Source organism: Pseudomonas sp. Q1-7 (genome assembly GCF_028010285.1).
In the GTDB taxonomy this organism is placed as follows: Bacteria; Pseudomonadota; Gammaproteobacteria; order Pseudomonadales; family Pseudomonadaceae; genus Metapseudomonas.
In genome coordinates this window covers 3,390,032-3,407,439 of record NZ_CP116304.1, presented here as the reverse complement: position 1 = coordinate 3,407,439, position 17,408 = coordinate 3,390,032, and the positions used below count along the sequence as shown (strand labels likewise).

The window sequence follows — 17,408 nt, the reverse complement described above, 5'->3', positions numbered from 1 at the left end:
TGTCCATGAACACTCGACGCGACTTGATAGCCGGCCTGGGTGTCGCGGCCCTGGGTGGCGCGCTCTGGTACAGCGTTCCGCAGGTGGCGGGCGAAGCGGATCCGGCCAGGAAAGCCCGCACCCCGTTCGCCAACGTGCCGCTGTACACCCAGGATGGGAAAAAGGTGCATTTCTACGACGATCTGATCCACGGCAAGGTGGTGGTGATCAGCATGATGTACGTCATGTGCGAGGGCATCTGCCCGACCATGACCGTCAATATGCGCAGGGTGCAGTGGCTGCTGGGCGATCGCCTGGGCCGGGAGGTTCACCTGTACTCGATCACGCTGCAGCCGCTGATGGACACCCCCGAGGTGCTCAAGGCCTATGCCGCCCGGCATGGTGCGCAGCCCGGCTGGACCTTCCTGACGGGCGCCCCGGGGGATATCCGGCGGCTGCGCTACAGCCTGGGCTTCTTCGACCCGGTGCCGGAAGTGGACGAGAACCTGTCGACCCACACCGGGATGTTGCGCATCGGCAACGATCGCACCCAGCGCTGGACCATGGCACCGGCGCTCTGCGACGCGAAGCGGATCATCGCCACCATCAACCATGTGGATACCCGGATGGTCGCCACCCGCTACGGCGCTTCGTCGAACATCGGTTGAGGCTGGAGTGCCCAGGTTCTGCGGCGCTTGCTGATGGCGGCGCCGCAGAACCCGTATCGCAGAAGGCGGGACGCCCCCTCAGTCAGTGCCGAACCGCAGGCCGCAACCGCACCTGCGGACCGGGGATGCGTTCATCCCCGGGAGAGGATGCGTGGCCCCGGGGCATTCACGCGTGGGCCTTGCTGAGGGGAAACAGCAGATCGATGAAGCGCTCCGCCGTGGGCTGCGGCTGGTGGTTGGCCAGGCCGACGCGCTCGTTGGCCTCGATCAGCACGTAGTCCGGCTGGTCGGCGGCCGGCACCAGCAGGTCCAGCCCCACCACCGGGATTTCCAGGGTGCGGGCGGCGAGGATGGCGGCCTCGGCCAGGGCCGGGTGGAGGCTCGCGGTGACGTCTTCCAGGGTGCCGCCGGTGTGCAGGTTGGCGGTGCGCCGCACGGCCAGGCGGGTGCCCGCCGGCAGCACGCTGTCGTAGTCGAAGCCGGCGGCGCGCAGGGTGCGCTCGGTCTCGCCGTCCAGCGGAATGCGGCTCTCGCCCTGGGTGGCGGCCTGGCGTCGGCGGCTCTGCCGCTCGATCAGCTGGCGCAGGCTGCGCTGGCCGTCGCCGACCACTTCGGCCGGGCGGCGGACGGCGGCGGCCACCACCTCGTAGTTGATCACCACCACCCGCAGGTCCAGGCCCGGGTGGCAGCTTTCCAGCAGCACGCGGCTGTCGAAGTGTTCGGCGGCGGCGATGGCGGTGCGCACCTCGTCCGGGCTGCGCAGGTCGACGGCCACGCCCTGGCCCTGCTCGCCATTGACCGGCTTGACGACGAGGCTGCCGTGCTCGGCGAGGAAGGCGGCGTTGTCCGCCTCCGAGCCGGCCAGGCGCTGGGCCGGCTGGCGGATGCCGACCTGGGCCAGCGCGCGGTGGGTGAGGTGCTTGTCCTGGCAGAGGGTCATGCTCACTGCGCTGGTCAGGTCGCAGAGCGATTCGCGGCAGCGGATCCGCCGGCCGCCCAGGCTGAGGCTGAACAGGCCGCCCTCGGCGTCGTCCACCTGCACGCCGATGCCACGGCGCAGCGCCTCGTCGACGATGATGCGGGCGTAGGGGTTGAGCTGCTCTTCGGGGCCGGGGCCGATGAACAGGGTCTGGTTGATGCTGTTCTTGTGCTTCACCGCGAAGGTGGCCAGCTCGCGGAAGCCCAGTTTGGCGTAGAGCGCCTTGGCCTGGCGGTTGTCGTGCAGCACCGAGAGGTCGAGGTAACTGAGTTCGCGGCTCATGAAGTGCTCGATCAGGTGGCGCACCAGCGCTTCGCCGACGCCCGGGCGGCTGCATTGCGGGTCCACCGCCAGGCACCAGAGGCTGGAACCGCCTTCCGGGTCGCCGAAGGCCTTGGCGTGGTTGAGGCCCATGACGGCGCCGATCACCTGGCTGTCGCGTTCGTCCTCGGCCAGCCAGTACACCGGCCCGCCCTGGTGGCGCGGGGTGATGGCGTCCTGGTTCACCGGCAGCATGTCGCGGCAGCGGTAGAGCTGGTTCACCGCCTGCCAGTCCGCCTCGCTCACGGCGCGGCGGATGCGGAAGCCGCGAAAGGCGCGGCGCGCCGGGCGGTAGTCGGTGAACCAGAGACGCAGGGTATCGGACGGGTCGAGGAACAGCTGCTGCGGCGCCTGCGCCAGCACCTGCTGGGGGGCGGCGACATAGAGGGCGATGTCGCGCTCGCCGGGGCGTTCGGAGAGCAGCTCCTGGGCGAGACCGCCCGGCGTGGCGAAGGTGTGACCAAGCAGCAGGCGGCCCCAGCCGCAGTGCAAGACCTTGGGCTCATCGTGCGGGTCTTGCCGGACTTCCGCCAGGCGCGCCTGCAGGCGCTGGTAGGACGGTGCCTGGCCACGCAGCAGGCGTTGGCTGTGCAAGGTATGAGCTTTCATGCTTGTTCAGAGTCCCTGTTGATTGAGCCAGAGGTTGAGGGCGGCCATCTGCCAGAGCTTGGAGCCGCGCAGCGGGGTGATGTCCTGCTCCGGGCTGGCCAGCAGCTGTTCCAGCATGGCCGGCTGGAACAGGCCGCGGTCCTGGCTCGGGTCCAGCAGCAGTTCGCGCACCCAGTCGCGGGTCCGGCCTTCCAGGTGCTTGAGGCCGGGCACCGGGAAATAGCCCTTGGGCCGGTCGATCACCTGGGCGGGAATGACCTGGCGCGCGGCGGCCTTGAGCACCGCCTTGCCACCGTCGCCGAGCTTGAAGCGCGAGGGGATGCGTGCCGACAGCTCGGCCACCCGGTAGTCGAGGAAGGGCACCCGCGCCTCCAGGCCCCAGGCCATGGTCATGTTGTCCACGCGCTTCACCGGGTCGTCCACCAGCATCACCGTGCTGTCCAGGCGCAGGGCCTTGTCCACCGGGTCGAGGGCGCCAGGGCGGGCGAAGTGCTGGCGCACGAAGTCGCCGGCCAGGTCGTCGGTGAGCCAGGCCGGCTGCACCGTGGCCTGGTATTCGCTGTGGTCCCGGTCGAAGAAGGCCGTGCGGTAGCTGCCGAACGGGTCGCGGGTGTCGGCCAGCGGCGGGTACCAGTGGTAGCCGCCGAACAATTCGTCGGCGCCCTGGCCGCTCTGCACCACCTTGCAGTGCTTGGACACCTCGCGGGCGAGCAGGTAGAAGGCGATGCAGTCGTGGCTGACCATCGGCTCGCTCATGGCGGCGAAGGCGGCGGGCAACTGTTCCAGCACTTCGTGTTCGCCGATGCGCAGTTGCTGGTGGCGGGTGCCGTAGTGGCGGGCGATCAGGTCGGAATATTCGAACTCGTCGCCGCGCTCGCCACCGGCGTCCTGGAAACCGATGGAAAAGGTCGCCAACTGTTCGACGCCGGTTTCCGCCAGCAGGCCCACCAGCAGGCTGGAATCCACCCCGCCGGAGAGCAGCACGCCGACTTCGCGGGCGGCGCGCTGGCGGATCGCGACGGCGTCGCGCAGACTGTCCAGCAGCCGGTCGCGCCAGTCATCGAAACCGAGGCCCTGTTCGTCCTCGCGGGGACCGTACTCCAGTTGCCACCACGTGCCGTGATCGGAGTTGCCGGCGGCGTCGAACATCATCCAGCTGCCCGGCGACAGCTTTTCCACGCCCTTGACCAGGGTGCGTGGCGCCGGCACCACGGCGTGGAAGTTGAGGTAGAAGTTCAGCGCCTGCGGGTCGAGGGCAGTATCCAGGTCGCCACCCTGCAGCAGGGCCGGCAGGCTGGAGGCGAAGCGCAGGCGTTGCCCGGTGCGCGACAGGTACAGCGGCTTGATGCCGAGGCGGTCGCGGGCGAGGAACAGGCGTTGCGTATCCCGCTCCCAGATGGCCAGGGCGAACATGCCGTTGAGCTTGGGCAGCATGTCCTTGCCCCAGGCATGCCAGGCCTTGAGCAGCACTTCGGTGTCGCCTTCCGAGAAAAAGCGGTAGCCCAGCTGCTGGAGCTCTACACGCAGCTCTGGATAGTTATAGATGGAACCATTAAAGACCATCGCCAGACCCAGTTGCGGGTCCAGCATGGGCTGGCCGGACGATTCGGCGAGGTCCATGATCTTCAGCCGCCGATGACCGAACGCTAGCGGGCCCTGGCAGTGAAAGCCGTGGCTGTTGGGGCCGCGAGGCTCCATGTGATGGGTGATACGCTCAATTGCAGCGAGGTTGGCAGGGGTGTTGTCGAAACGTAATTCTCCAGAAATGCCGCACATAAGTCCTTACCGGATTGCCGTTGGGGAGGGGTGTGCGCCCGGGGCACCTCTATTACCTAAACAGAAAAATGCTTTCAGGTCAAAGTATCTGGTGTAAAATTTTCATGACGAAACAACTCAATGAAGGGCCGAATCCATGAGCGAGAGCCTCTATAAAGGGGTATTGGCGGATGCTTACTCACTTGCCGTATTCAAAGGCTTGCGCCGCCTGCAGCAGGCGACCGAGGTGCATGCCAAGCGTTTGGCCCGATTCGGCGGCCTGACTCCCTTGCAGTTATTGATCCTGCGCATCATGGCCAGCCAGGGTGAACTGACAGCCAGCCATCTGGCCCGCGAGGTCAGTCTCACCCAGGCCTCACTTTCCGGGGTGCTGGACCGGCTGGAGAGCCGGGGATTGCTGAATCGACGGCGGGACGAACGGGATCGGCGCAAGCACTGGCTCGTCCTGACGGATAGGGGGCTGGAGGCCCTGGCCGAAGCCCCTTCCTTATTGCCGGAGCACGTGCTGGCCCGTTTTGCCGCGCTGGCCGAGTGGGAGCGTCACTCGCTGCTTGCCGCCCTGCTGCACGCAGCGGAGCTGTTCGACACGCCGGAGGAGGGCGAGGAAGAGGAGTAGCCAAGCGGTGGTGCTTCCGCCCGCTGTTTTCCCTGCCCCGATCGCCGCCTGCACAGGCATAATCGCCGTTTTCTCCCCGTTGGAGTCTCCACATGCAGCTCGATTTCGCCCAGATGGCGCCGCTGGATGCCTACCGCTGGCTGGCCAACACCGTCACGCCGCGCCCCATTGCCTGGGTGTCCAGCCTGTCGAAGGACGGCATCAGCAACCTGGCGCCGTTCAGCTTCTTCCAGGTGATCAGCGATGACCCGGCAACCCTGTTGGTGAACATCAGCACCCGTGACGACGGGCAATTGAAGGACACCCTGCGCAACGTGCAGGACACCGGTGAGCTGGTGATCCAGCTGGTGTCCTTCCAGCAGGCCGAGTCCATGAACGCCAGTGCCGCCTGGCTGCCCCATGGCGTGAGCGAGTTCGAGCATTGCGGCATCGCCACCGAGCCGTCGCTGCGGGTGCGGCCGCCCCGCGTGCAGGGCGCCCCGGTGGCCTTCGAGTGCCGGGTGGCGGAGATCCAGCCCTATCCGCGTGCCAATCCCAACTGCCACCTGGTGTTCGCCGAGGTGCTGCTGGCGCATGTCGACGACGCCGTGCTGACCGAGGCGGGGCGCACCGACCCGCAGCGCCTGGACCTGGTGGGTCGCCTGGGCGGCAGTGCCTACACGCGCACCCGCGACACCTTCAACATGGTTCGGCCGGCCTGACCCCCCGCGACAAGGACTAGCCGCGCCGGTTCCTGGCGCGGCGCCGCGCCCATTTGTCGATTTCCACCACCGCGCAGGTGCTCGCCGCCGTCGCCAGGCACCAGGTCCAGCCCAGCGGGCCCAACCCGGCGGTGCCGAACAGCGTCTGCAGCGCCGGCAGGTAAGTAAAACCCAACTGCAGCAGCACCATCAGGCCGACCATGCCCCAGACCATGGGGTTGTCATGCAGGGTGAATCGCGCCGGGCCGTTCAACCGTCGGCTGCTGAACAGGTAGCCGATTTCGCCGAACACCAGGACGTTCACCGCCAGGGTGCGGCTGGCTTCCATGCTCCAGCCCAGTTGCTGGGTATGGATGAACAACCCCAGGCTCGCCAGGGTCAGCACCACCGATACCAGCAGGATCAGCCAGAGCACGTCGCCGGACAGCAGCGGGGCCTTCGGGTCCCGCGGCGGGCGCCGCATCAGGTCGTCCTCCGCCGGCTCGAAGGCCAGGGCCAGGGCCAGGGTGACGGCGGTGATCATGTTCACCCAGAGAATCTGCAGCGGGGTGATGGGCAGGGTCAGTCCCAGCAGGATCGCGCTCAGCAGCACAAAGGCCTGGGCGCCGTTGGTGGGCAGGATGAAAAGGATGGATTTCTTCAGGTTGTCGTAGACGGTACGGCCTTCTTCCACGGCATGGGCGATGGTGGCGAAGTTGTCGTCGGCCAGCACCATCTGCGCCGCTTCCTTGGCCGCCTCGGTGCCCTTGATGCCCATGGCGATGCCGATATCGGCGCGCTTGAGGGCCGGGGAGTCGTTGACTCCGTCGCCGGTCATCGCCACCCGTTCGCCGATCGCCTGCAGGCGCTCCACCAGGCGCAGCTTGTGGCTGGGGCTGGTGCGGGCGAACACACTGGTTTCCTTGAGCAGGCCATCCAGCTCGGTGTCGCTCAGCTCGTCCAGATCCGCACCGGTCAACGGCGTGCCGGCCGGCAGGCCCAGGCGTGCTGCGATGGCAGCCGCGGTGGCCGCGTGGTCGCCGGTAATCATCTTCACCTGGATGCCGGCGCTGCGGCACTCCTCGATGGCGAGGATGGCGTCCGCCCGAGGCGGGTCGACCATGCCCACCAGGCCGAGCAGGACGAAGCCACCGCCCAGGTCGGCGTGGTCCAGTTCGTGCTGGCCGTCGCCGGCGCTGCGCCGGGCCAGGCCGATCATGCGCAGGCCAGCCGCAGCGCCCTCGCCCAGTACCTCGTCCCAGATGCGCGGGTCCAGCGCTTCGGCGGCGCCGTCGCGCCATTGCCGGTCGCAGACCTCCAGCAAGCGTTCCGGCGCGCCGACCAGAAAGATGACGCCCTCGCCCTGGCCGTCGCGGTGCAGGCTGGCGAGGTAACGGCGTTCGGAGCAGAAGGGCAGGGCGTCGACCCGGGGGCGGCGGCTGCTCTCCTCGTCCGGGTCCAGTCGCAGCTTGCCGGCCAGGGTGAGCAGGGCTGCCTCGGTGGGGTCGCCGGTGATGCACCACTGGTTGTTCACCTCGCAGAGGCTGGCGCTGTTGGCCAGCAGGCCGGCGCGGGCCAGTTCGTGCAGGTCGTGGGCCAGGTCGAGGCCAGGGCTGACATCGCCTTCGGGGGCATAGCCCACGCCCGATACTTCGTAGCGGCGGCTCGCGGTGTAGACGCGCTGCACCGTCATTTCGTTGCGGGTCAGGGTGCCGGTCTTGTCCGAGCAGACCACGGTCACCGCGCCCAGGCTTTCCACCGCCGGGAGCCGGCGGATGATCGACTGGCGGCGGGCCATGCGCTGCACGCCCAGGGCCAGGATGATGGTCAGCACCGCTGGCAGGCCCTCGGGGATGGCGGCCACCGCCAGGCCCACGGCGGCCATCAGCATGTCGCTGGCACTGTAGCCGCGCAGCAGGATGCCGAAGGCAAAGGTGGCCGCCGCCAGCACCAGGATGACCAGGGTGAGCTGGCGGGCGAATCGCGCCATGTCCGCCAGCAGCGGGGTCTGTAGCGGTTCCACCGAACTCAGCAGGTGGCTGATGTGCCCCAGTTCCGTTTGCTCCGCGGTGGCCACCACCACGCCCAGGCCGCTGCCGGCGCAGACCAGGGTTCCGGAATAGGCCATGCTGTGGCGGTCGCCCAGACTGGCTTCGGCGGCGACCGGCCGGTTGCTCTTGTCGCTGGGCAGGGATTCCCCGGTGAGGGCCGCTTCCTCGATGCGCAGGTCGCGGGTTTCCAGCAGGCGCAAGTCCGCCGGCACCCGGTCGCCAGCTTCCAGCAGTACCAGGTCGCCTGGCACCAGGTCCGCCGCCGGCACCTGGCGGACCTCGCCATTACGCTTGACCCGGCTGTCCAGGGTCAGCAGCTTCTGGATCGCGCGCATGGCCGATTCGGCCTTGCCCTCCTGGATGAAACCGACCACGGCGTTGATCAGGACCACGCCGAAGATCACCGCGCTGTCCAGCCATTCGCCCAGGACCAGGGTGACCAGGGTGGACGCCAGGAGCACATAAATGAGCAGGTTGTGGAATTGCAGCAGGAAGCGTTTCAACGGCCCGGCGCCGGCGCGTTCGGGCAGGCGGTTGGGGCCCAGGCGGGCCAGGCGGCGCTCGGCTTCTTCCGGGTCCAACCCGGCTGGCCCGCTGCCCAGGTGCCGCAGGCTGGACTCGGTGCTCTGCGCATGCCAGTGGAGGGGGGATGGGGCGTTCATGGCGGCCTCCGTAGGACGTCGTACGAAAGCCTAGCCTCTCTGGCCACACCGCCTATTGCCCTGGGTCAGTTGCCGGATCATTGCGCCCGGCCTGGAAAATGATCCAAAAACGACATCCAGTTAGCCAAAAACAGCATTGTCCGCCGAGGTGGCAGAAATGTGGCTTGTCGCCAGTATTCGGCTGCTCCTATGTTCGACCTTGGGGAAGTGGATAGCAGATCGCGTCCATGCAGTAGTCGCCTTGTGGGGAGGTAGGAGCATGTGGACTGTCTTGCAACGTAGGTTGGCCAGCCTGAGTACGGCCAACAAGTTGATGCTCGGGTTCGGCATCGTCCTGGCGCTGACCCTGGTCGTGGCGGCCACGGGGTTCACCGCCTTGCGCGCGGTGGATGGCCGGGCCCGCCTGCTGGAGGAAATGCGCGCCATCGACAGCGATGTGCTGCTGATCCGCCGCACCGAGAAGGACTACGCCCTCACCTCCGACGCCAAATATGCCGAGACGCTGCGCCAGCAGGCCGAAGCCATAGTCGCCCGCAGCGAGGCGCTGGCCGCACAGTTGTCCGGCCCGGGCCGCGACGCCCTGGGCGAAGTCACCCAGGCCATGGCCGAGTACCGTGGCGCCTTCGACCGCTACGTGGAACTCACCGACAACCAGCGCCTGGCCCTGGAAGCGGCCAACTGGCTGGTGGTCAGCGCCTCCAACAGCCTTGACGTGCTGCAGAGCGGCTTGAACGAGGACGGCGTCGACCTGCTGAAGAGCTCCCAGGGCGCCCAGGGCGCCGAACTGGTGGAGCAGGGCGGACAGATCAGCCGCGTCTATCAGTTGCTGCTGCAGGCGCTCAACCAGGCCCGCGTGCGCCTGGAACAGAGCCGGGGCTCCGACGAAGCCGGCACGCCGCAGATTCAGGAGGCGCTGGACGCCCAGAAGCTCGCCGCCGAGTTGCGCGATGCCATGCAGGACCCGGGTTACGCCGCCGTGCTCACCGAAGTGATCGGCAACGTCGATTCCTTCAATGAACGCCTCAAGGACTACACCGCGACCCTGGAGCAGCAGCGCCAGGAGTACACCCGCCTGGCCGCCCAGGCCGAGCGCGTGGTGCAGGCCGTGGAACGGGCCTATGCGCAGCAGAAGGCCGACATGCAGGCCCAGCAGGCCTCCAGCTCGCTGCTGATCCTGCTGGCGGCCGCCCTGGCGCTGCTGATCGGCCTGGCCGCCACGGCACTGATCAGCCTGCTGATCGTGCGGCCCCTGCGGCGGGTGATCGGGCTGGCGCGGCAGATCGCCGAGGGCGACCTCAGTGCCAGCATCGAGGTGCAGCGCCGCGACGAGATCGGCCAGTTGATGGAGGCCATGGCCGGCATGTCCGGCAATCTGCGGGACATGGTCGGCCGCCTGCAGGGCGGGGTGGCGCAGATATCCGCTTCGGCCCAGGCGCTGTCCGGCGTCACCGAGCAGACCCGCGTGGGCGTCAATGGCCAGAAGGAAGAAACCGACCAGGTCGCCACCGCCATGAGCCAGATGGCCGCCACCGTGCAGGAGGTGGCGCGCAATGCCGAGGCCGCGGCCAGCTCCACCGAGGCCGCCGACCACCGCGTCAGCAGCGGCAGCCAGGTGGTGCGCCAGACCCTGGAACGGATCAACCAGCTGGCCCACGCCATGGAGGAAACCACCGGCAGCATCCAGCGTCTCAGCCAGGACACCCAGAGCATCGGCACCGTGCTGGACGTGATCAAGAGCGTCGCCGAGCAGACCAACCTGCTGGCCCTCAACGCGGCCATCGAGGCGGCCCGTGCCGGTGAGCAGGGCCGCGGCTTCGCCGTGGTGGCCGACGAAGTCCGGGCACTGGCAAGGCGCACCCAGCAGTCGACCGCCGAGATCGAACGGCTGATCGCCACCCTGCGCGAGGGCGTGCGCCGTTCCGTGGAGCACATGCAGGAGAGCGAAAGCCTGGTGGGGCTGACGGTGCAGGATGCCAACCTGACGGAGGAAGCCCTGGCCGGCATCGCCGAAGCCGTGACCCTGATCCACCAGATGAACCAGCAGATCGCCGCCGCGGCGGAGCAGCAGAGCGCGGTGGCCGAGGAAATCAACCGCAGCGTCACCAGCATCCGCGATATCGCCGACCAGTCGGCCCTGGCCATGGACGAAACGGCATCCTCCAGCGTGCAACTGGCGCACCTGGGCAGCGAGTTGCAGGGCATGGCGGCCAGCTTCCGGCTCTGACATTCGCCGAAACTCTGGAGGATTCGGCATTCCGTCGCCCGGCGCGGCACCCTAGAATGGTGCCCCTGTCCAACCGGCCTGGAGTGTCGCGATGCTAAGAATCTGGGGGCGAATCAATTCCACCAACGTGCGCAAGGCCCTCTGGGCGGCCGAGGAAGCCGGTATCGCCTACGAGCGGCTGGATGCCGGCGGCGCCTTCGGCCTGGTGAACGAGGCGGCCTACCGCGCGCGCAACCCCAACGGCCTGGTGCCGATGATCGAGGACGGCGACCTGGTGCTCTGGGAGTCCAATGCCATCGTCCGCTACCTGGCCGCACGCTACGCCGCCGGCAGCCTCTACCCGGAATCCCCGGTGCTGCGCGCCGAGGGCGACAAGTGGATGGACTGGGCCACCTCCAGTTTCGCCACGCCGTTCCGTGACCTGTTCTGGGGCACCCTGCGCACGCCGCCGGCCGAGCGCAACCAGGCGCTGATCGACGCCGCGCTGACCCGCTGTGGCGAGCTGCTGGCCATTCCCGACCGCGCCTTGGCCGGGCGGCCCTACCTGTCCGGCGACGCCTTCGCCATGGGCGACATCCCCCTGGGCTGCTTCGCCTACGCCTGGTTCGAGATGCCCATCCTGCGTCCGGAACTGCCCAATCTCGAAGCCTGGTACGAGCGCCTGAAGGCCCGCCCGGCCTATCGCAAGGCGGTGATGACGGCGCTGACCTGATCGGCATTCGTCGATCCCACCCTTGCAACCTAGGCTGATGAGCAGCCATTCTCGGTTGAATTTGCTGGCATTGAGCCTCATCTACCCCCTTTCCCCAGAAGTAGACGAATCCATCATGAGTTCCGCCCTGTCCATCCGGCAGTTGACCAAGACCTACGGCAATGGCTTCCAGGCCCTCAAAGGCATCGACCTGGAAGTGGCCGAGGGAGACTTCTTCGCCTTGCTCGGCCCCAACGGCGCGGGCAAATCCACCACCATCGGCATCCTCTCCACCCTGGTGAACAAGACCAGTGGCACGGTCAATGTCTTCGGCAATGACCTGGACACGTCGCCCTACGCGCTCAAGCGCTGCCTCGGCGTGGTGCCCCAGGAGTTCAACTTCAACCAGTTCGAGAAGGTTTTCGACATCGTCGTCACCCAGGCGGGCTACTACGGCATTCCGGCGAAGATCGCCAAGGAGCGCGCCGAGCAGTACCTGAACCAGCTCGGCCTGTGGGAGAAGCGCAACGCGGCTTCCCGCGAGTTGTCCGGCGGCATGAAGCGCCGGCTGATGATCGCCCGCGCGCTGATCCATCAGCCGCGCCTGCTGATCCTCGACGAACCCACCGCCGGCGTCGACATTGAGCTGCGCCGTTCCATGTGGGGCTTCCTCACCGAGCTCAACGAGCAGGGCATCACCATCATCCTGACGACGCACTACCTGGAAGAGGCCGAGCAGCTCTGCCGTCACATCGGCATCATCGACCACGGCCGCATCGTCGAGCACACCAGCATGAAGGAGCTGCTGAAGAAGCTGCACAAGGAAACCTTCCTGCTCGACCTCAAGGAGCCCCTGGAAGTGGTGCCGCGGCTCAATGGCTACCCGGCCGAGCTGGTCGATGACCACACCCTGCAAGTGCAAGTGGAGAAGACCCAGGGCCTGACCGAGCTGTTCCGCCAGTTGGCCGCCCTGAACATCGACGTGCTGAGCATGCGCAACAAGTCCAATCGCCTCGAGGAGCTGTTCGTGTCCCTGGTGGAGAAAAACCTGGCGAAGGTGGCCGTATGAGTTCGGAACTGCAGGCCAACCTGGTCGCCCTGGAAACCATCGTCACCCGTGAAGTGCGCCGTTTCATGCGCATCTGGCCGCAGACGCTGCTGCCCCCGGCCATCACCATGGCCCTGTATTTCGTCATCTTCGGCAACCTGATCGGCAAGCAGATCGGCGACATGGGCGGCTTCAGCTACATGGACTACATCGTCCCCGGCCTGATCATGATGTCGGTCATCACCAACTCCTACAGCAACGTGGTGTCGAGTTTCTTCGGCAGCAAGTTCCAGCGCTCGGTGGAGGAACTGCTGGTGTCGCCGGTGTCGGCGCACACCATTCTCCTTGGCTACACCATCGGCGGTGTGCTGCGCGGCCTGGCGGTGGGGCTGATCGTCACCTTCCTGTCGCTGTTCTTCACCAAGCTCTCGGTTCACCACATCGGGGTGACCGCGCTGGTGGTGCTGCTCACCGCCACCATCTTCTCCCTGGGCGGCTTCATCAACGCCGTCTATGCGCGCAACTTCGACGACATTTCCATCATCCCGACCTTCGTGCTGACGCCGCTGACCTACCTGGGCGGCGTTTTCTACTCGATCAACCTGTTGCCGCCGTTCTGGCAGACGGTGTCCCTGGGCAACCCGATCCTGCACATGGTCAACGCCTTCCGCTACGGCATCCTCGGCGTATCCGACATCAACATCGGTATCGCCATCGCCCTGATGCTGCTGACCATGGCCGTCCTCTACGTCGCCTGTATCCACCTGCTGGTGAGCGGGCGCGGCATGCGTCAATAAGGCGAAACAACGCGACACGGCGTGGCATTATCTTCTGGATGCCCGCCTGGCGGCCTGCCGAGATTCTCGGCAGGCCGCCGTTTCCGTCCCCATCGTCACAGAGGCTCCAGATGAAGGTCCGTCGCAGTGTCTGGCTGTTGTTCGGGGCGCTCGCCACGCTGTCCGCCATGGCCCAGGAGGCGCCCCTGGTGGAAGTGGCCGAGCCGCAGCGGGCGCTGGTGCGCGACGAACTGGTGACCTTCGGTTCCCTGCGTTCGGACGAGTCGGTGATGATTCGCCCGGAAGTGGAGGGCAGGGTGGCGCAGCTGCATTTTCGCGAAGGCGAGGCCGTCAAGGGCGGGACGCTGCTGGTCAGCCTGGACGACTCCATCGCCCGTGCCGAACTGGCCCAGGCCCGGGCCAACCTGGACCTGGCGGAAAAGAGCTACGAGCGTGCGCGCATGCTCTTCGCCCGTGGCGCCAGCAACGCCCAGGCGCAGGACGAATCGCAGTCCCAGCAGCAGGCCGCCCGCGCCAGCCTGGCTTTGGCCCAGGCGCGCCTCGACAAGACCCAGATCCGTGCGCCCTACGACGGCACCCTTGGCCTGCGCCAGGTGAGCGTCGGCGACTACCTGAGCGCCGGCCAGGACGTGGTCAACCTGGAGGTGCTGGACCCGCTGAAGGTGGACTTCCGCGTGCCACAGAAGGCGGTCAGCCAGGTGAGCATCGGCCAGCCGGTGGAGCTCAGCCTGGACGCCTATCCGGGCGAGCGCTTCCGCGGTGAGATCATCGCCCTCAACCCGCGCCTGGACGAAGTCGGCCGCAGCCAGGCGATCCGCGCGCAGATTCCCAACCAGGACCACCGCCTCAAGCCCGGCCAGTTCGTCAAGGTTTCGGTGATCCTCGCCGAGCGTCCCGAGGCCCTGCTGATTCCCGAGGAAGCGGTGATGCCGGTGGGGCAGCAGCTCTACGTCAACCTGGTGGTGGACGGCAAGGTGGAGCGGCGCCCCATCAAGATCGGCCAGCGCCTGCGCGGCAAGGCCGAGGTTCGTGAAGGCCTGCAGGGCAACGAGCAGGTCATTACCGCGGGCTGGCAGAAGGTCAGCCCTGGGCTGGAGGTCCGCACCGTAGCGCGAGGTGGGGTATGACCCTCTCTGATGTGTGCATCCGCAGGCCGGTGTTCGCCACCGTGCTGTCGCTGATCCTGGTCCTGCTCGGGCTGCTGGCCTACCAGCGCCTGGCGGTGCGGGAATACCCCAACATCGACGTGCCCATTGTCACCGTCAACGTCATCTACCCCGGCGCCAGCCCGGAGATCATGGAATCCCAGGTGGCCCAGCCCATCGAGGACGTGCTCTCGGGCATCGAGGGCCTGGACTTCGTGGCCTCCATCAGCCGCTCCGAGAACACCCAGATCACCGCCCAGTTCCGCCTCGGCACCAACGCCGACGAGGCGGCCAACGATGTGCGCGACCGCCTGGGGCGGGTGCGCGGGCTGCTGCCGGACGAGATCAACGAACCCATCGTGCAGAAGGTGGAGGCCGACGCCCAGCCGGTGATCTGGATCGCCTTCTACAGCGAGCGGCACTCGGCGATGGAGATCACCGACGTGCTGGAACGGGTGATCCGCGACCGCGTGCAGACCATCCCGGGGGTCTCCGAGGTGCAGATCCGCGGCGCCCGGCGCTTCGCCATGCGCATCTGGCTGGACCCGGAGAAGCTTGCCGCCCACGACCTCACGGTGCAGGACGTGGAAGACGCCCTGCGCCGGCAGAACGTGGAAATCCCGGCGGGGCGCATCGAATCGGTGCAGCGCGAGTTCAGCGTTCTGTCGGAAACCGACCTGCGTACCCCGGAGGAATTCAACGACCTGATCCTCAACGACCAGCGCGGCTACCTGTTGCGCCTGGCCGATGTCGGTCATGCCGAGATCGGGGCGGCGGACGAGCGCAGCATCGTGCGCTTCAACGGCCGCGCGGCGGTTTCACTGGGGCTGGTCAAGCAGGCCACGGCCAATCCGCTGGAAATCTCCGACGGCCTCGAAGCCGCCCTGCCGGAGCTGCGCGCGCTGCTGCCGGAGGGCATGCAGATGACCATCGCCAACGACAGCTCGCTGTTCATTCGCGAGTCCATCGACAACGTCTACACCACCATCTGGGAAGCGGTGGTGCTGGTCATCCTGATCATCTTCCTGTTCCTGCGCTCCCTGCGCGCGACCCTGATTCCGCTGGTGACCATCCCGGTGTCGCTGATCGGCGCCTTCAGCCTGATGGCGCTGCTGGGCTTCTCCATCAACACCCTGACGCTGCTGGCCATGGTGCTCGCCATCGGCCTGGTGGTGGACGACGCCATCGTGGTGCTGGAGAACATCCACCGGCACATCGAGGAAGGCATGGCGCCGCTGCAGGCGGCCTACAAGGGCAGCCGCGAGATCGCCTTCGCGGTGATCGCCATGACCCTGACCCTGGCCGCCGTCTACGCCCCCATCGGTTTCATGCAGGGCACGTCGGGCAAGCTCTTCACCGAATTTTCCTGGACGCTCGCCGGCGCGGTGCTGGTGTCCGGCTTCGTTGCCCTGACCCTCTCGCCGATGATGTGCGGGCACCTGCTCAAGCCCTACGCGCCCCAGCAACACGGCAGGCTGTACAACCTGGTGGAATCCTTCCTCCACGGCCTGACCTACAGCTATCGCCACGTGCTGGAGCGGGTGCTGCGTGCCTGGGTGCTGATCGTCCTGCTGCTGGCGGGCATCCTGGTGCTCTGCCTGGCGCTGTTCAACGGCCTGCGCAGCGAGCTGGCGCCCACCGAAGACACGGGCACCATAGTCGGCTCCATCAACGGTCCCGACGGCGCCACCATCGAGTACACCAGCCGTTATGCGCGGATGCTGGAGGAGGCCTACTCCGCCATCCCGGAGGCCAACCGCTACATGGTGGTGGTGGGTTTCCCCACGGTGGCCCAGGGCCTGTCCTTCCTCAAGCTGGAGCCCTGGGACGACCGCGAGCGCGACCAGTTCGAAATCCGCGACGAGCTGCTGCCGAAACTGCGCGACATTCCCGGCGTCCGTGCTTTCCCCATCAACCGGCCGCCCCTGGGGCAGAGCGCGCGCAACCAGCCGGTGAACTTCGTCATCCGCTCCTCCATGGAATACGGCGAGCTGCAGCAGTACGTCGACCAGTTGATGGAGCGGGTGCGCGACTATCCTGGGCTGGAGAGCCTGGACAGTGACCTCAAGCTCAACTCGCCGCAGCTCAAGGTCACGGTCAACCGCGAGCAGGCGGTGGCCGTGGGCACCGACGTGGCCGCCATCGGTCGCAGCCTGGAAAGCCTGTTCGGCAGCCGCCAGGTGACCCGCTTCAAGCAGAACGGCGAGCAATACGACGTGCTGGTGCAACTGGCCAATGTCGACCGCAGCAACCCGGACGACCTCAACCGTGTCTACGTGCGCGGGCGCAACGACAGCATGGTGCAACTGGCCAACCTGATCGACGTGCGGGAAACCGTGGCACCCCGCGAGCTCAACCACTTCAACCAGTTGCGCGCGGTGACCGTCACCGCCAACGTCGGCTCCGGCTTCACCCTGGGCGAGGCCCTCGACCACCTGGAGGAAGCGGCGCGGGCGGTGTTCCCACCGGATACCCAGTTCGACTACACCGGCACCTCGCGGGAATTCAAAGACTCCAGCGCCGGCGTGGCGCTGATTTTCGCCCTGGCCCTGGTGTTCATCTACCTGGTGCTGGCGGCGCAGTTCGAGAGCTTCGTCGACCCGCTGATCATCCTCTTCAGCGTGCCCCTGTCGATGGCCGGCGCGCTGCTGGCGCTGACCTTGTTCGGCGGCACCCTGAACATCTATTCCCAGGTGGGGATGGTCACCCTCATCGGCCTGATCACCAAGCACGGCATCCTCATCGTCGAATTCGCCAACCAGCTGCTGCGCCAGGGCGTCGGCCTGCACGAGGCGGTGATGGAAGCCTCGGTGAAACGCCTGCGGCCGATCCTGATGACCACCGGCGCCATGGTGCTGGGCTCGGTGCCGCTCGCCATTGCCAGCGGCGCCGGGGCGGAAAGCCGGCAGCAGATCGGCATGGTCATCGTCGGCGGTTTGCTGGTGGGAACCTTCTTCACCCTCTTCGTGGTGCCGACCCTCTACCAGTTGCTGCGCCGCTGGAAACCGATCCATGCGCTGGAGCCGGCACCGGCCTGAGATCGGGCAACTGTAAGGGCGAATTCATTCGCGAAGGGCTGCGTAGCAGCTTCGGACGCCCGGAGGGCGGACCTGCGGTCCGCATCGCGAATGAATTCGCTCCTACAAGGGTTGTTGCTGGTGG

Annotated in this window: 11 protein-coding genes and 2 pseudogenes; 10 read left to right on the top strand and 3 right to left on the bottom strand. The window is 67.1% G+C overall.

Features of this window, described 5'->3' with window-relative positions; genetic code table 11:
• Positions 1-5 precede the first annotated feature (5 nt).
• Positions 6-647, top strand: coding sequence for an SCO family protein (locus tag PJW05_RS15715; RefSeq protein ID WP_271407940.1), 642 nt, complete (start codon positions 6-8; stop codon positions 645-647).
• A 166-nt stretch (positions 648-813) separates the two neighbouring features.
• Here the strand turns inward: PJW05_RS15715 and ngg are convergent, their stop codons facing one another.
• A complete protein-coding gene (gene ngg, locus PJW05_RS15710) occupies positions 814-2,556 on the bottom strand; it encodes an N-acetylglutaminylglutamine synthetase (protein WP_271407939.1) in 1,743 nt (580 codons plus the stop codon).
• A gap of 6 nt (positions 2,557-2,562) precedes the next feature.
• The gene (locus PJW05_RS15705) at positions 2,563-4,332 is read right to left on the bottom strand and encodes an N-acetylglutaminylglutamine amidotransferase (RefSeq protein WP_271407938.1); all 1,770 of its coding nucleotides are present in this window, start codon (positions 4,330-4,332) and stop codon (positions 2,563-2,565) included.
• 136 nt (positions 4,333-4,468) lie between these two features.
• Here PJW05_RS15705 and PJW05_RS15700 point away from each other — a divergent pair, with 136 nt between their 5' ends.
• On the top strand, positions 4,469-4,948 hold the full coding sequence (locus tag PJW05_RS15700; protein WP_271407937.1) for a MarR family winged helix-turn-helix transcriptional regulator: 480 nt from the start codon (positions 4,469-4,471) through the stop codon (positions 4,946-4,948).
• A 92-nt stretch (positions 4,949-5,040) separates the two neighbouring features.
• A complete protein-coding gene (locus tag PJW05_RS15695; protein WP_271407936.1) occupies positions 5,041-5,649 on the top strand; it encodes a flavin reductase family protein in 609 nt (202 codons plus the stop codon).
• Between the two features lie 16 nt (positions 5,650-5,665).
• Here the strand turns inward: PJW05_RS15695 and PJW05_RS15690 are convergent, their stop codons facing one another.
• Entirely contained in the window at positions 5,666-8,341 is a 2,676-nt protein-coding gene (locus PJW05_RS15690; protein WP_271407935.1) for a cation-transporting P-type ATPase, read from the bottom strand.
• Positions 8,342-8,498: 157 nt separating this feature from the next.
• Between PJW05_RS15690 and PJW05_RS26815 the strand changes: the two are divergent.
• The 7 genes and pseudogenes from PJW05_RS26815 to PJW05_RS15660 all read left to right on the top strand — a co-directional run.
• Positions 8,499-9,662: pseudogene (locus tag PJW05_RS26815) on the top strand (methyl-accepting chemotaxis protein); the annotation flags it as partial.
• 384 nt (positions 9,663-10,046) lie between these two features.
• A pseudogene (locus PJW05_RS26810) lies at positions 10,047-10,565 on the top strand (methyl-accepting chemotaxis protein); the annotation flags it as partial.
• 91 nt (positions 10,566-10,656) lie between these two features.
• A complete protein-coding gene (locus PJW05_RS15680) occupies positions 10,657-11,277 on the top strand; it encodes a glutathione S-transferase family protein (RefSeq protein ID WP_271407933.1) in 621 nt (206 codons plus the stop codon).
• Positions 11,278-11,392: 115 nt separating this feature from the next.
• The gene (locus PJW05_RS15675) at positions 11,393-12,325 is read left to right on the top strand and encodes an ABC transporter ATP-binding protein (protein ID WP_271407932.1); all 933 of its coding nucleotides are present in this window, start codon (positions 11,393-11,395) and stop codon (positions 12,323-12,325) included.
• Positions 12,322-13,101 carry an ABC transporter permease gene (locus PJW05_RS15670; protein ID WP_271407931.1) on the top strand — a complete coding sequence of 260 codons (780 nt, stop codon included), beginning with the start codon at positions 12,322-12,324 and terminating at the stop codon, positions 13,099-13,101. The genes PJW05_RS15675 and PJW05_RS15670 overlap by 4 nt, the downstream gene beginning before the upstream one ends.
• A 110-nt stretch (positions 13,102-13,211) precedes the next feature.
• Positions 13,212-14,228: an efflux RND transporter periplasmic adaptor subunit gene (locus tag PJW05_RS15665; RefSeq protein WP_271407930.1), complete on the top strand. Its 1,017-nt coding sequence runs from the start codon at positions 13,212-13,214 to the stop codon at positions 14,226-14,228.
• On the top strand, positions 14,225-17,284 hold the full coding sequence (locus PJW05_RS15660) for an efflux RND transporter permease subunit (RefSeq protein ID WP_271407929.1): 3,060 nt from the start codon (positions 14,225-14,227) through the stop codon (positions 17,282-17,284). Before PJW05_RS15665 ends, PJW05_RS15660 begins: the two co-directional genes overlap by 4 nt.
• The last annotated feature ends 124 nt before the right edge of the window (positions 17,285-17,408 follow it).